This is a genomic window from Sphingomonas degradans (assembly GCF_053502645.1).
On the sequence record NZ_CP177172.1, the window covers coordinates 1751564 to 1766940 of the forward strand.

At 64.2% G+C, this 15377-nt stretch carries 11 protein-coding genes and 1 tRNA gene; 11 read left to right on the forward strand and 1 reads right to left on the reverse strand.

Going from position 1 to position 15377, the window contains the following annotated elements; translation table 11 throughout:
* Window positions 1-134: 134 nt before the first annotated feature.
* Entirely contained in the window at window positions 135-602 is a 468-nt protein-coding gene (locus ACG3SL_RS07895) for an Lrp/AsnC family transcriptional regulator (protein WP_448664586.1), read from the forward strand.
* A gap of 56 nt (window positions 603-658) precedes the next feature.
* Here the strand turns inward: ACG3SL_RS07895 and ACG3SL_RS07900 are convergent, their stop codons facing one another.
* On the reverse strand, window positions 659-1927 hold the full coding sequence (locus tag ACG3SL_RS07900; RefSeq protein WP_448664587.1) for a tetratricopeptide repeat protein: 1269 nt from the start codon (window positions 1925-1927) through the stop codon (window positions 659-661).
* Between the two features lie 198 nt (window positions 1928-2125).
* Between ACG3SL_RS07900 and ACG3SL_RS07905 the strand changes: the two genes are divergently transcribed.
* The 10 genes from ACG3SL_RS07905 (at window position 2126) to ACG3SL_RS07950 (ending at window position 15368) form a co-directional block, all read left to right on the forward strand.
* Window positions 2126-2746 (forward strand): hypothetical protein, encoded by a 621-nt coding sequence (locus ACG3SL_RS07905; RefSeq protein WP_448664588.1) that lies wholly within the window; start codon window positions 2126-2128, stop codon window positions 2744-2746.
* 141 nt (window positions 2747-2887) lie between these two features.
* Window positions 2888-5632: a DNA gyrase subunit A gene (gene gyrA, locus ACG3SL_RS07910; protein WP_448664589.1), complete on the forward strand. Its 2745-nt coding sequence runs from the start codon at window positions 2888-2890 to the stop codon at window positions 5630-5632.
* Window positions 5629-5982, forward strand: coding sequence for a DUF952 domain-containing protein (locus ACG3SL_RS07915; RefSeq protein WP_448664590.1), 354 nt, complete (start codon window positions 5629-5631; stop codon window positions 5980-5982). The genes gyrA and ACG3SL_RS07915 overlap by 4 nt, the downstream gene beginning before the upstream one ends.
* A 51-nt stretch (window positions 5983-6033) precedes the next feature.
* Complete coding sequence (locus ACG3SL_RS07920; protein ID WP_448664591.1) at window positions 6034-6450, forward strand: hypothetical protein; 417 nt, start codon at window positions 6034-6036, stop codon at window positions 6448-6450.
* A gap of 59 nt (window positions 6451-6509) precedes the next feature.
* Complete coding sequence (locus ACG3SL_RS07925) at window positions 6510-8486, forward strand: TonB-dependent receptor family protein (protein WP_448664592.1); 1977 nt, start codon at window positions 6510-6512, stop codon at window positions 8484-8486.
* Entirely contained in the window at window positions 8486-9808 is a 1323-nt protein-coding gene (locus ACG3SL_RS07930) for a PepSY-associated TM helix domain-containing protein (RefSeq protein ID WP_448664593.1), read from the forward strand. Before ACG3SL_RS07925 ends, ACG3SL_RS07930 begins: the two co-directional genes overlap by 1 nt.
* A 43-nt stretch (window positions 9809-9851) precedes the next feature.
* A tRNA-Glu gene (locus tag ACG3SL_RS07935) sits at window positions 9852-9926 on the forward strand.
* 163 nt (window positions 9927-10089) lie between these two features.
* A complete protein-coding gene (locus tag ACG3SL_RS07940; protein WP_448664594.1) occupies window positions 10090-11319 on the forward strand; it encodes a tyrosine-type recombinase/integrase in 1230 nt (409 codons plus the stop codon).
* Between the two features lie 337 nt (window positions 11320-11656).
* A complete protein-coding gene (locus ACG3SL_RS07945) occupies window positions 11657-13246 on the forward strand; it encodes an ATP-binding protein (RefSeq protein WP_448664595.1) in 1590 nt (529 codons plus the stop codon).
* 100 nt (window positions 13247-13346) lie between these two features.
* Entirely contained in the window at window positions 13347-15368 is a 2022-nt protein-coding gene (locus tag ACG3SL_RS07950; RefSeq protein WP_448664596.1) for a Druantia anti-phage system protein DruA, read from the forward strand.
* Window positions 15369-15377 lie beyond the last annotated feature (9 nt).

A 15377-nucleotide genomic window follows, 5' to 3' on the forward strand; every position in this document is an offset into this window, starting at 1 on the left:
CTTAACCCGCCCTGCCCGGGCCCAAAACGGTAGATTTCGGCACGTCGCATTGTGGGACAATTGCGTTGCGTTGTAATAATCTTATAGTTATCGGGAACAGCAAGCAACGAATGCAACCTGGAGATCGTGTTACAATGCGTTTTGACGAAATCGACGTTCGGATCCTCGGCCTGCTCCAGGACAATGGCCGGATGACCAATGTCGAGCTGGCCGAACGTGTGGGATTGACGGCGCCCCCCTGCCTGCGCCGCGTGCGCGCGCTGGAGGTGCAAGGCGCCATCAACGGCTATCATGCCGCACTCGATCCCGCCGCGCTCGGATATAATCTCACCGTCTTTGCGATGGTGAGCCTCAAGAGCCAGGCGGAAAGCGATTTGCGCGCGTTCGAGGACTTGGTGGCGGGCATCGCCGAAGTCCGCGAATGCCACATGCTGAATGGCGAGATCGACTTCATCCTCAAGATCGTTGCGCCCGACCTCCAGAGTTTTCAGCAGATCCTGACGACCCAGCTGACCACGGCGCCCAATGTCGAGCATGTGAAGACGTCGCTGACGATCCGCACGTCCAAGGCGCTGCCGGGGGTTCCCGTCCCCGAGATGTGACGAAAAAGGGGCGGCCCCTGCGGACCGCCCCCTTCCCTTTTCGACGTCGACGCAGCTCAGGCGAGCGGCGGAAAATCGATCGAAGACTGCCACAGCAGTGCCAGATTGGCGTACGGCCCGGTCTTCACCTGCTGGAACGCCGTGCGCGCATCGTCCTTGCGGCCCAGGCGCTGCAACGCGATCCCGCGATGCAGATTGACCTCGTCGACATTGACGCTGCCCTTGGTCAGCGCCGCATCGTACAGCTCGACCGCGCGGGCATAATTGCCCGACGCGAGGAACGCGTCGGCGGTCTGCGATGCCGATGCGCCGGTCTTGGCGGCGGCCGCCTGCTTGGCCAGCGTCTCGAGCGAGCCCTCGCTCTTCACGGCAGTCTGCGCCGAGGTGTAGGTGCGGCTGGTGTCGGCGTCGCCCGCTGCGATCTTGCCCGACTTGCGGCCCTCGTCGATAACGGCAACCGCTTCCCAGGGCAGACCCGACTGCTGCGCCTGAAAGGCATAATCGGCGTAATCGCCACGATCGGCCAGCGCGTTGGTGGAGCGCATCAGGCGATACAGGTCGAGCTTCTCGACCTTCTCGCTGCCGCCGGCGGGCGTGCCCTGGCGGAACACCTGGATCGCCCAGCGCCAGTTCTGCACCGTCGGATATTCCTGGATGAAGCGCGTGAGCCAATCCGCCATGGCGGCGCGGTTGCCCGTCTGGTTCACGCGCGGGATCGCGAACTTGTACCATTCGGCAGGCGCCTTGCGCCCGGCGGCCTTGCTGATCTTGATCGCATTGTCGACTTCGGCGATCGCTTCTGCCTGGCGGCCGGTCGCCGCATAGGAATTGGCGAGCAGCACCGGCAGGTCGCCTTCCTTAGAACCCAGTTCACGCGCCTTGAGCAGGAACTGGATCGCCTCGGCGTGCTTTTTCTGGTCGGCGGCGGCAGAGCCCGCCATGAAGTTGTACACCGAACCGTACAGCGGCACGCGATCGGCCGGGGTCTTGGGATTGGTCCAAAGCGCCTGCAACGCCTTGAGCTGCCCCGCGGTGGATTTGCGCGCCAGTTCGATCTGGAGGCGCATCGACGCGGCATAATAGCGTTCGTCGTCGGTCTTCGCCACGGTTTCCGCAGCGGTGAGCTGGGTGTCGGCCGTGGTCAGATCATTGGCCTTGAGTGCGGTTTCGGCGGCGGCTGCTGCCTTGCGGAATTCTTCACTGACCTTGAGCTGTGGCTCGCCGGCATTCTTTGCCGCCTTTTGCGCAATGGCAGGTGCAGTGCCCAGGGCCGTAGTCCCCATGGTCAGCACGGCGGCCATCGCCAGCTTCGAAACGAACGTCATGTACTACTCTCCTCGTGGGATCGGCGGACGGATCGCTGGCCCCTGTAAATGCCACTCTCGCGCCATTCAAGCGGACGCAATAGCCCGGCGGATGCCAATCGCGAAATGAATGCCGATTGAATGACGAAGTTCCAAAGCCACTGGCGCTGATCGACGCGGCCGGATTAGATGCCGTTATTGCAAGGCGGAAGGACGAGGATGCTGACGATCATTGCTCTCATTGCGGCGCAGGCCGCACCGGCGCCTGCCGCCGCGCTGCCGACGCAGCCTTTCGAGGCCGCCACGATGTGCGCGCGCGCCGTCACCCTGGCGGGCATGGGCACCAAGAGCCCTCTCGATCTGGCGTCCGGCTACACCTATTACGTCATGCACGCGACACTTGCGAAGCCGATGGGCAAGCCGTTCCTCGATCGGCTCGGCACGCTTTCGGGCGAGGCGTCCAGCGGCGAACCGACAGAGGCCGCTGCGGCCGCCGCGCTCGTTCCCCAATGCAAGAAGCGGTTTCCCATCGCACCGGCGCCCAGCGCACCGGCGATGCCGACGGGCTTCGACCGCGACGTGATGTGCTTCGGAACGCTGTCGCTATTGCAGGGCGCGGCAGAGGAATTTGCATCGAACGGCGGTGCCAAGGAGCCGCTTGAACACATCCAGGAGACGCTTGCGCCCCTTCTCGCGCGGATGACCGATGACACGCTCAAGGCAAATGGCGTGAACGGCGAGGCCGATTTCCTGAAAAGGATGGGCGACCAGTTGATCGCTTCCATGAAGATCGGCGAACCACTGGCGGTAGCCCGCAAGTGCGGCCTTTCCGGCGTCTGACCGTCCCGCGCGCGAAAACGCCGCCACACCGTTGAAATCTGCGCGCGTCCCCGCGTGCGCGCGTGCGCGCGGGGTTGGACAGGTGCCGTGGGCGGCGCTAGAGCAGTCCCGTATTCGTAACAAATCTGGAAACCCGTAACTTTGACCGACGAGACCGTCCTCGCGGACCCCTCCGACATCACTCCCGTCTCGATCGTCGACGAGATGAAGACCTCGTACCTCGATTACGCGATGAGCGTGATCGTGGCGCGCGCGCTTCCCGATGTTCGCGACGGCCTGAAGCCCGTGCACCGCCGTATCCTCTATGCCGCGCAAGAGGGCGGCTATGTCGCCGGGCGCGCGTATCGCAAGTCTGCCCGCCTCGTCGGTGACGTGATGGGTAAATATCACCCGCACGGCGATAGCTCGATCTATGACGCGATGGCACGCATGGCCCAGGATTGGGCGATGCGGGTGCCGCTGATCGACGGCCAGGGCAACTTCGGTTCGATGGACCCCGATCCGCCCGCCGCGATGCGCTATACCGAGGCGCGGCTGGCGCGCGTCGCATCGGCGCTGCTGGACGATATCGACAAGGACACGGTCGATTTCCAGGACAATTATGACGGCTCCGAAAGCGAGCCGACGGTATTGCCCGCGCGCTTCCCCAACCTGTTGGTCAACGGCGCCGGCGGCATCGCCGTGGGCATGGCGACCAACATTCCGCCGCACAATCTGGGCGAAGTGATCGACGCGTGCCTGGCCTATATCGATAATGGCGCAGTCACGCTCGAAGAGCTGATGGAAATCGTCCCCGGCCCGGATTTCCCGACCGGCGCGGTCATCCTGGGCCGCAGCGGCTGCCGCTCGGCCTATCAGACCGGGCGCGGATCGATCATCGTCCGCAGCCGCTACATCACCGAACAGCGCGGCGAGCGCCGTTCGATCGTGCTGACCGAGATCCCGTACCAGCAGGGCAAGAACGCCCTGGTCGAAAAGATCGCCGAGGCCGCCAAGGAAAAGCGGATCGAGGGCATCGCCGACATCCGCGACGAATCGAACCGCGAAGGCGTGCGGATCGTCATCGATCTGAAGCGCGACGCGACGCCCGACGTGGTGCTCAACCAGCTGTGGCGCAACACGCCCGCGCAATCGAGCTTCCCGGCCAACATTCTCGCGATTCGCGGCGGCCGTCCCGAACTGCTCAACCTGCGCGACATCATCGAGGCGTTTGTCGGCTTCCGCGAGCAGGTCATCACCCGCCGCTCGAAGTTCGAACTCGCCAAGGCGCGCGACCGGGCGCACATCTTGCTCGGCCTGGTCATCGCGGTCAGCAACCTGGACGAAGTCGTCAAGATCATCCGCGGCTCGACCAGCCCCGCCGTCGCCCGCGACGCGCTGTTGCTGCGCGAATGGCCGATCGCGGAAATTGCACCCTATATCCGCCTGGTCGAAGCGATCGACACCGACATGGGCGGCGAGAGCTATCGCCTGTCCGAGGTGCAGGTCCGCGCGATCCTCGACCTGCGCCTGCATCGCCTGACGGCGCTGGGCCGCGACGAGATCGGCGAGGAGCTGAAGGGGCTGGCCGATACGATCGCCGAGCTGCTCGAAATCCTCGGCAACCGCGCCAAGCTGTACGAAGTGATGCGCGAGGAGCTGGTGATCGTGCGTGACGCCTATGCGACGCCGCGCCGCACCGAAATCGCCGCCGCCGCCGACGGGATCGAGGACGAGGACCTGATCGAGCGCGAAGACATGGTCGTCACGGTGACCATGGAAGGCTATATCAAGCGGACCCCGCTCGACACCTTCCGCGCGCAGAAGCGCGGCGGCAAGGGCCGCGCCGGCATGGCGACCAAGGACGAGGATGCGGTCACGCACCTGTTCGTCACGTCGACCCACACGCCGGTGCTGTTCTTCTCGACCGAGGGCAAGGTGTATCGGATGAAGGTGTGGCGCCTGCCCGAAGGCGGGCCGGCCACGCGCGGTCGCCCGATGATCAACCTGCTGCCGCTCGCCAGCGGCGAGACGATCTCGACCGTGCTGCCGCTGCCCGAGGACGAAGAGAGCTGGGGCAACCTGCACGTCATGTTCGCGACCGCCAAGGGTTCGGTGCGCCGCAACTCGATGGATGCGTTCGCCAATATCCGCAGCTCGGGCAAGATCGCGATGCGATTCGAAGAGGGCTCCGACGACCGGCTGATCGGCGTGTCGCTGTTGAGCGAAGGCGACGACGTGCTGCTCGCGACCAAGCAGGGCAAGGCGATCCGCTTTGCCGGCACCGACGTGCGCGAGTTCCAGAGCCGCGATTCGACCGGCGTGCGCGGTGCACGGCTGGCCGAAGGCGACGAAGTCATCTCGATGTCGGTGCTGCGCGGGTTCGAGGCGACTCCGCAGGAGCGCGAGGATTACCTCAAGGCCGCGCCCTGGAAGGACGGCGAGCGCGAAGTCACGCTGAGCCCCGAGCGCATGGCCGAGTTCGAGGCGGCGGAGGAGTTCATCCTCACCGTCACGGCCAATGGCTATGGCAAGCGCACCTCCGCCTATGAATATCGCCGCACCAACCGTGGCGGCCAGGGCATCACCAACATCGTGACGTCGGACCGAAACGGCCCTGTCGTCGCCAGCTTCCCCGCGAGCCGGGGCCAGGAGCTGATGCTGGTGACCAACCAGGCCAAGCTGATCCGCACCACCGTCGGCGACATCCGCGTCGCGGGCCGCAATACCCAGGGCGTGACGATCTTCCGCGTCGCATCGGGCGAGTATGTCGTCTCCGCCGCGCGCATCGAAGAGAGCGAGGAAGAGGCCGAGGTCAATCTGGCCGATGGCGCCGTCGCCGGCACGCCGACGCCCGACGCCGATGTGCACGAGGACCTTGCCGAAGGACCGGAGGACGGCCAGTGAGCGAGATGCCCACCACAGCCTACAAGATCCTGACCGCCGACCAGATGGCGGCGCTGGAGGCTGACGGCAGCTTCGCGGGGGCGCCGGTGGATCTGGCCGATGGCTATATCCACCTCTCCACCGCCGAGCAGCTGGCCGAGACGCTGGCAAAGCATTTCGCCGGTCAGGACGGGCTGTGGCTTGCCGCCGTCGATCTGGAGGCGCTGGACGAAACCGTACGCTGGGAGCTGGCGCGTGGGGGGCAGTTGTTCCCCCATATCTATGGCCCGCTGCCGCTCGACGCCGTGATCGCCTATAGCGAAGTCCATTACGAAGCCGATGGCGCGCTGCGGCTGCCCGTCGCCGGGTGAGGCATTTTGTCGCCTTGCCTTGGTGCATGGAAGGATGACAGGGGCGAATTGATGATTCGGGGGGCACGCACGCATGGGGGAGCGTTGCAGCGCATGGCGCTGCTGCTCGTCGCGTGCGCGCTGCTCCTGCGCATTGCCGTGCCCGCCGGATGGATGCCGGTGGCGCAGGCTGGCGGCGTCACTTTCAACTGGTGCAGCGACAGCAGCGGGCGCGAGGTTCAGACCCGTGCCCAGTCGCTGCTGGCCAATGCGCTGGGCAAGGACAGCGCGCCCAAGGAAAAGCCCGGCGCGGACCAGCCCTGCGCCTTTGCCGCCACAGCGCAGCCCGCGACCGGCACCGATAGCCCTGTCCTGTTGCCGCCCATCGCCGCCGCCGCGCCCGTCGCGCTGCGTCCGCTGCCGGTGTTCCCGGGGCGCGGTCTTGCGGCCCCGCCCCCGCTCTCCACCGGCCCCCCTGCCCTCGCCTGACCCAAACCGGCGTGCGCCCGCGCGCGCCGTCCGTTCGTCACGTGAGGAAATGTTTCAAAATGCAGAAGTTCGTCCGTGCGCTGTACAGCGCACCCTTCATTCTAGCCGCCCTGCCCGCTTGCGCCCAGCAGGCCCCCAATGACCGCGACGAGATCGTCGTAACCGCCCAGCAAATCGTCGATCAGGCGATCCAGCGGGTCAGCGAGACCCCCGGCGGCGCCAACGTCGTTTCCGCCGAAGACTATCAGGACAAGGTCGCGGTATCGCTGCGCGACGCGCTCGCCTTTTCGCCGGGCGTCTATGCGCAGCCGCGTTTCGGGCAGGAAGTCCGTATCTCGATCCGGGGATCGGGGATCAGCCGGGGCTATCACATGCGCGGGCTCACGCTGTTGCAGGATGGCGTGCCGATCAACCTTGCCGACGACAATGGCGATTTCCAGGAACTCGACCCCGCCGTGCTTCAGCATATCGAGGTTTTCCGGGGCGCCAACGCGCTGCGGTTCGGCGCATCGACGCTGGGCGGCGCGATCAACGGCGTGACGCCGACCGGCCGTTCGGCCAACGGCGTGCGGCTGCGCGTCGACGGCGGCAGCTTCAACACGATCCGCGCGCTCGCCAGCATGGGCTATGCCGACCAGCGCGGCGACGTGTTCCTCTCGGTCGCGGGCGATCGTTCAGACAGCGACCGCGACCATGGCAAGCGCCGCGCAATCCGCTTCAACGGTAATGCCGGCATCCGCCTGACCGACAGCATCGAGACGCGCTTTTACGCCAGCGTCCAGTCGCTCGAACAGGAACTGGCGGGCGCGCTGACCTATGCCGTCGCCACCACCAAGCCCAAGACGGGCAACTACATCAACAACCAGCAGCGCAACATCGATTCCTTCCGCCTCCAGAACAAGACCAGCTTCGAACTGGGCGCGGGCACGCTCGACGTCGGCGCTTTCCTGAATGCCAAGAAACTGTACCACCCGATCTATCAGGCGGTGGACCAGAAATCGCTCGACTGGGGAACCTATGCCCGGCTCGATCAGGATTTCGGCATCGTCGGCGTCACGGCGGGCGCGACCGCGCGGTTCGGGTCGGTCGATTCCAAGCGCTATGTCAACGTCAACGGCGATCGCGGTGCCCCCACGTTCCGTGCGGACCAGACCGCGCGCACCTTCGACGCCTATGCCGAGGGCCGCGTGCGCCCGACCGAGGGCCTGACGCTGATCGCCGGCGCGATCTACACGGCGGGCCTGCGCAAACAGGACCAGCATTATCCCAGCGTCGTCAGCGGTCGCGAGACGTTCGACCAGCTCTCGCCCAAGCTGGGCGTGCTGTACGAACCGGCGAAGAACCTGCAATTCTACGCCAATGTCAGCCGCAGCCACGAACTGCCGGGGTTTATCGAGCTGGCCCAGATCTCGAATTTCGTACAGCTTGATGCACAGCGCGCCTGGACGGCGGAAATCGGCACGCGCGGGCGGTTGGGGCCGGTCAAGTTCGACATCAGCGCCTATCGCGCCGACCTGGACGGCGAATTGCTTCAGTACAGCGTCGCACCGCCGACCATCCCCGTCTCTACCTTCAATGCCGGCAAGACCCGCCATCAGGGCGTCGAGCTGGGCCTGGACATCGAAGTCACGCCCTGGGCGCGGCTGCGGCAGGTCTATATGTGGAGCGACTTCCGCTTCCGCGACGATGCCGAGTTTGGCGACAATCGCCTGCCGGTGATCCCCGAGCATTTCTTCCGCACCGAGCTCCAGCTCGGCACCGATGCGCTGCGCATCACCCCGAACGTCGAATATCTGCCGCAGGGCGCCTGGGCGGATTACAAGAACACGTTCCGCGGCGACGGCTATGTTCTGTTCGGGCTCGGCGGCGAAGCGCGGTTGAACAAGGTGTTCACCGTCTTTGCCGACCTGCGCAACCTGACCAACCGCAAGGCCGTGGGCGATGTATCGGCAGTGATTCAATACACCCCCGCCAGCGCGATCTACTACCCCGTCGAGCGCCGCAGCGTGTTCGGCGGCATCCGGGCCGCATTCTGATGGGCGCCCGGTGGTACAACACGGTATGGCGCTGGCATTTCTATGGCGGGCTGCTGTGCATGCCGTTCATCCTGTGGCTCGCTACCACCGGGACCCTCTATTTGTGGAAGCCGCAGATAGAGGCGCTGATCGAGCGCCCCTATGACCAGATCGCCGGGACGGGGGCGCGCGCGCCCGTCTCCGCACAGGTCGCGGCGGCGGTCGCGGCGGTGCCGGGGTCGCAACTGCGGCGCCTCCAGCTGCCGCAGGAGGCCAACCAGTCCACGCGCATAACGGTGACGTCCGCCGGCGTCGACCGCCGCGTCTATGTCGATCCCTATCGGCTGCGCGTGGTGCATGTGGAGCGGGAGGACGGGCGGCTGATGCGGACCGTCTTCCTGCTCCACGGCACGCTGCTCGCCGGCGCGCCGGGCAGTTATATGGTGGAAATCGCGGCGTGCTGGGCGGTGGTGATGCTGCTGACCGGCATTTTCCTGTGGTGGCCGCGCGGTGGCGCGGGGCTTGGCGGCGCGCTGTATCCCCGGCTGCGGCGGGGCAAGCGCGTGTTCTGGCGCGACCTCCACGCCGTCAGCGGCATCTGGGTCGCAGGCGCCGCGCTGGTGCTGATCGCCACCGGCCTGCCCTGGGCCAAATTCTGGGGGAGCTATTTTCTGGAAGTGCGCAAGGTTACCGGCACGATCGACGGCCCGCCCGACTGGACGATCGGCGGCAAGAAAGTGGTGCTGGACGAACATGCCGGACATGGCGGGATGATGGCGGCGCCCGCACCCGCGCCCGGCGGCCCAGCGATCGACCGCGTCGTCGCGCGTACCTATCCGCTCGGGCTTGCCGCGCCGGTGATGGTGACGCCGCCCGCAACGCCCGGCGCGCCATGGGCAGTGAGTTCCGAAGCCGCCAACCGCCCGCTGCGCACCAGCGTGTCGATCGACGGCGAGAGCGGTGCGATCGTGTCTAGGCGCGACTTCGCCCAGCGCCATTGGGTCGACCGCGTCGTCGGCTATGGCATCGCGCTCCACGAAGGCGCGCTGTTCGGACTGGCGAACCAGCTTCTGGGGACGCTGACCGCACTGCTGCTCGCGACCCTGTCGGTATCCGGCGCGGTCATGTGGTGGCGGCGGCGACCGCACGGCCGGCTCGGCGCCCCGCCCGCGCTGTCCCGCCCCCGGATGGGATGGGCACTGGCGGGCGCCGTGACGCTGCTCGGCATCGCGATGCCGCTGTTCGGCGCGACGCTGCTGCTGGCGCTGGCGATCGAGCGCATCGCACTACGCCACTGGGCATCCGCGCGCCGCTGGATGGGACTTCGCGCAATGCCCGCTTGACGAAGCGCCCCCATCCCCCTAATGCCGCGCTTCCGCCACACATGGCCCCTTCGTCTAGCGGTTAGGACGTCGCCCTCTCACGGCGAAAACACGAGTTCGATTCTCGTAGGGGTCACCAAAACGCCATCCCAGGGCGTCCGAGAATGCGCCATAAGTGGCTATTTTCTGCGGTTTTTTGTGGTATAAGCATCCCAGTCGGATCGGCGAAATACCACTCCATACCAGCAATCTGATGGTATTTCTGATGGCATCACGCCGGTCGCTTGGATGGAGACACCATCATGGCGTTGTCGGTCGTGGCGATCAAAGCGGCCAAGAGTCGCGACAAGGCGTACAAGCTGAGCGATAGCGACGGGCTCTACCTGCTCGTGGCACCGTCTGGCGCTCGGTGCTGGCGGATGAATTACCGTCACCTCGGCAAACAAAAGACCCTGGCCTTCGGCGTATGGCCGGACACCGGGTTGGCCGAGGCTCGCGCAGCCCGTGACTCCGCGCGCAAAGTGCTGGCACTTGGCAATGATCCTGCCGAACGAATCAAGCTCGACCGGATCGCGGCGACGGTAGCCGCGTCGAACAGCTTCAAATCCGTCGCGGACGAATGGCTGCTGAAAGTCGAGAAAGAGGGCCGCTCGGCGGCCACGATGAAGAAGCTGCGCTGGCTGCTGGACTTCATCAATACAGCGATAGGGCAGCGCCCTGTCGCCTCGATCTCCGCACAGGAGTTGCTCATCATGCTGCGCAAGATGGAGGCCAAGGGTCGATACGAGACCGCAAAGCGTCTCCGCAGCACCTCTTCGCAGATTTTTCGCTATGCCATCGCTACCGCCCGTGCCGAACGCGATGTCGCCGCCGACCTGCGTGGCGCGCTGATCGTGCCCAGACACGTTCATCGCGCTGCGATCACCACTCCCACGGAAGCAGGCGCGCTTCTCCGCGCCATCGAAGCGCTCGAAGATCATCCGACGACAGGCCTGGCGCTTCGCCTCTTGCCGCACGTGTTCGTCCGGCCTGGAGAGCTTCGCTTCGCCGAGTGGGCAGATTTCGATTTCAGCAAAGCTGTTTGGACGATCCCACCGCACAAGACCAAGATGCGACGGGCGCACTCGGTCCCCCTCTCCCGTCAGGCGCTCCACATCATCGGCTCGATCAAGCACGACGCCGAGCACAGCCCGTATCTTTTCCCCTCGCTACGCTCCGTCGAGCGACCGATGTCGGAGAACACCATCAACGCGGCCCTTCGTAGAATGGGCTATGCGCAGGACCAAATGACCGGACATGGATTCCGCGCCATGGCAGCAACGCTGCTGAACGAAATGGGGCTCTGGCACGCCGACGCAATCGAGCGCCAACTTGCCCACTGCGACAACAACGCCGTGCGCCGCGCATACACGCGCGGGGAATATTGGGACGAGCGGGTACGCATGATGCAGCATTGGTCAGATCATCTCGATTTCCTCCGTGACGGCGCCAGAGTGATCGACGGCAAGTTCAGGGAAAAAAAGAGGCGATAGGGGAGACTTCAAATGGGCCGTTTGCGGACTGGCCGCTTTAAATCAATGAATAGAGAAAGCTGCCACTCGTCTCCTTTTCACCCAACGGCAACTGACAGCACCACGGTGTCAGTTGGCGCTTTGGTCGGAGCCGAACTGGTCCGGAGATTTCGTGAAAGCCCGCCGCAAACGTAATAGGATTCGAGGAGAGATTAGCACCTCAAATCCGAGTGTAGACATGTCGTTCGTTCGAACCGAAATCGAAGCGGCCAAGGAAGACTGTGTCCAAAGGTAGGGGAGCGACTTATCTCCGATTGCAACGCCCACTGTAGCAGTAGCTAGTCACAACGAGGTTCCCATGACCCCAGTTTCGCGGTCGAAAACAGCGCGACGTGCGATCGCCGCTATTTCTGCGCAAGCTCGATACTCAGCGGAAAAGCAGAAGAGCGGAAAGTTGGGGCTCACCGTGCCGGACGCATTTGTCCGCGGAATTCGCCATCTCGGATATCGGAGCAACGTCGAAGCAATCGCCGAACTCGTCGACAATTCGATCCAGGCTTACGCGGAGCACGTCGATATCGTGTTTGGCTATGACGACGGGGTCTCGCAAAAGAAGCCGGCTCAGATTGCCGTCCTCGACGACGGGCACGGTATGGCGTCGGACATGATACAACTTGCTATGATGTGGGGCGGCACCCATCGCGAGAATGATCGATCGGGATTGGGCCGGTATGGCTACGGATTGCCCTGTTCGACGATGAGCATCGGCAAGCGCTTCACCGTCATCTCGAAGGTCGCCGGAGGCCTCGCCAAACAGGTGACTCTCGATCTCGACGACCTTAACGGCGGCAAATATACAGACGACGATGGCGAGACGGTCATACCCTCACCGTGCGATGCCCAAATTCCTGATTTTCTGATGGACTATGTCGACCGGTTCTATCCCGATGGTTGGGAGTCCGGAACGATCGTTTTAATCGAGAAGCTGGATCGCCTCGACTGGGCGACGACCTTAGGATTCGCAAAGAATTTGAACCGGCAATTCAGCGTCACATACCACAAGCTCTTAGCGTCGACCCTCATCCTTATCGATGGCGAACCCGTCTCGCCCACTGATCCGCTCTTCCTAAATCCAAGTGACCTTCTGTACCAGATTGATGACGATCGAGCCGTCGAGCTTGAACCTGTAACGTTCGACGTCGCGATGTCGGGCGGTTTCGGGAAGGTGCTTCTCCGCTACTCCTATCTACCGCCAAGTTTTGCTTCGATTGATAAGAGCAGGGATGCCGTCGGCCTCAACGCCAACGAAAGATTTACTGTCCTGAAAGATTATCACGGCATCATCTTCAGCCGGAACGGTCGCCTCATCGACTGCAAGACTAAGACGCCCTGGACCACCTTCATCAACAACGATCGCTACATCCGTATCGAGGTCGAATTCCCGGCGTCCCTTGACGAACTTTTCGGCGTGACGACGGCGAAGCAGCAGATCTCTGTGTCGCCGGAAATGTGGGACCGGCTACGCGAGGCAGGGCTGGTCAAGGCAATCGAGCAACTTCGCAGCAGGGTTCGATCGCTGAAAAGCGAGCGCGCTCGCACCGCGGTCAACGCGCCCACGTTCGAACGTCGCAATCCACGAGGTTCGATAGGGCGATCACAACCGTCTTCACAATCGGAGCTTCAGCAGACCAGCGAACTCCCCTCTCTCCTCCTACGCACGAGCAGCGGTACGCTCGGCATCAATCTGGCCCACCCGGCATTCGGCGGAAGCGATCGGCCGGATCCGATAGCAATCCAAGGCGCGCTCGAAGCCCTGCTTCATGCCATCGACGTCAGCGGTCGCGAGCACTCGGCAGCGCGGCGACGGATCATCACCAAAATACTCACAGACTGGAGCCAATCGCTCGACCCGGACCTCCAATCGATCGCGAACATGTTATCTCCCTGAATGCGTCAGTTTACCCGCTCAAGCGCGCTGGAGTTCTGCCCCGATCTTTGGCATAATCGGGTGTAGAAGGACGGGCTGTGAAGGGGGGGGGTCGCGATTGATGTTGGAAGGGAAGTTGCGGTTGAGTCCAGGGCAAGTGCGAACCGTCTCCCCTTTCCTGCGCAGCGATCAGAAGCGGGAGTTTCGCAGCCTCCTGACGTTCGAAGGCGCACCGCAACCTTCTTTCGCCGAGGAACTGCGCACGCTGGCGCGTCGCTACATTGATGATGGCGAGAGCCGGAAGCTCCGCACCGTCTGCCTTCTCGTCGCCGATCTCTTCGAGCAAGGCTGGCGTGTCTCCGTCGAGGACGACCACATTCTCTTCGAGGCGCCAGGCATTACGCGGCAATCGGAACAGTCGGTCGACGACGTGAAGCGCCGCGTTCGCGACGCCCTGCAGGCCGCCCGCCAACGGCAACTACAGGAACCGTCCGTCGATGCCTTCCTCCGGCGCATGGAGCGCCGCACGCTCCGCCCGCCCGGGGTGCGCAGTTGCATCCTCGATCTGGTCGACAACGGGTCCGACCTCGCCACCGAGTTTCGACGGATCGCCTCGCTTCCCTCCGATCAGCAGGAATCGGCATTGGCCGACGTCGTCGATCCCGTCGTCGAGATCTGCAGGGCACGTGACCGCTGCTCGACGACCGGCTTGCCGCTCAACGACATATGGCGCTACTTCCGTCACACTTGGGCGCACGAATATCGCCCGATCCCCGGCCGCCAGTTGCTGGTGTTGATCCGGAACGCTGCTCGCCCGAACCGCCCCGTCATGGGCATCGCAATGCTCGCGAGCCCCGTCATGCGGGTCACGGCGCGCGACCGCTGGATCGGTTGGCTCCGAGAAGCGATGGAGGCGCGTTTCCTCGCTGGCGAATGGGCGCCGGAGGATATCGCCAAGGCCTTCCTCGGTCGTGTCGAAGCGTCGATCGCCAATCTCAGGTGGGACGACCTTGCGTCCAAAAGCGAAATCCAGGCGCCCGTCGAAACGACGATCCTGCGTCTGGAGCAGAAAGCCGCCGGCGCGGCTTACTCGCGCGATCTTCAGCTACGCGCCCACTATGAAGACAACCGAGCCGCAGATGGCAGCGTCCGGCCGATGCGCGGCAACTTGAAGGACGCGCACGGAGACGCCGACTGGCGCGCGGCTTCCGAGGATCTCCTCTTCGTGCGCAAACGGTCCGAGCTTCTGGCGCAGCTCCTGTTCGCCATGCAGATGTTTCGCGCGGCCGGCCTCGCAAAGAAGCCGCGCGCCGCGATCGAGCAGCTTCTCGCTGCGAAGACCGGCCAGCGCGCGATCGACATTACTCTCACCGAGTTCCGCAAAGCCGGCCTCTCGAGCCAGGTCGCCGACGTCAGCATCTGTGGCGCGATCCATCCTTACAACGAACTGCTGGGAGGCAAGCTGGTCGCCCTCCTCCTCGCGTCGCGCGAGATCCACGATTACTACGCCGAACGGTATGGCTCACAGGTCAGCGTCATCGCGTCGCAGATGGCTGGCCGCGCGATCTCCAAACCCGCCGATCTTCGCATCCTGACGACGACCAGTCTCTACGGCGTGGGCTCGAGCCAATATAATCGGCTCGTCGTGCAAGCCAAAGATCACGACGCTCTCGCGCATGATGTCCGCTGGGATGCCATCGGCAAGAGCTTGACCGGCGGCTTTGGAACGCTCCATCTTGGCAACGAGACGGCTCATGCACTTAGACAGATGGCGCAAGCCCGCCACGACTCTCGACGCGTGAACAACCGCTTCGGTGAAGGGACCAGCCCTCGACTTCGACAGATCAGAGAAGGCCTCGATGCGCTCGGCATCGACAGCGACGCCATTCTCCATCACGCAAATCCTCGGCTGTTCTACGCCTGCGAGCTCGGTTCGGCATCGCGCGATGCACTCCTCGGTATGCACTCCGAACCGCCATCGCTTTCCAGCGCAGCGTCGATCAGTGCCGCGTGGCGCCGCCGTTGGCTGCTGCAGCGATCCAGACGGCCGGAAACCCTCACCGCCATCGAAAAGCTCGGTCCGCAGAGCGTCCATGCGGCGTTGATCTCGCCAGTGCTGGATACGTCACTGCTCCCAATCTGAGATTGTCCG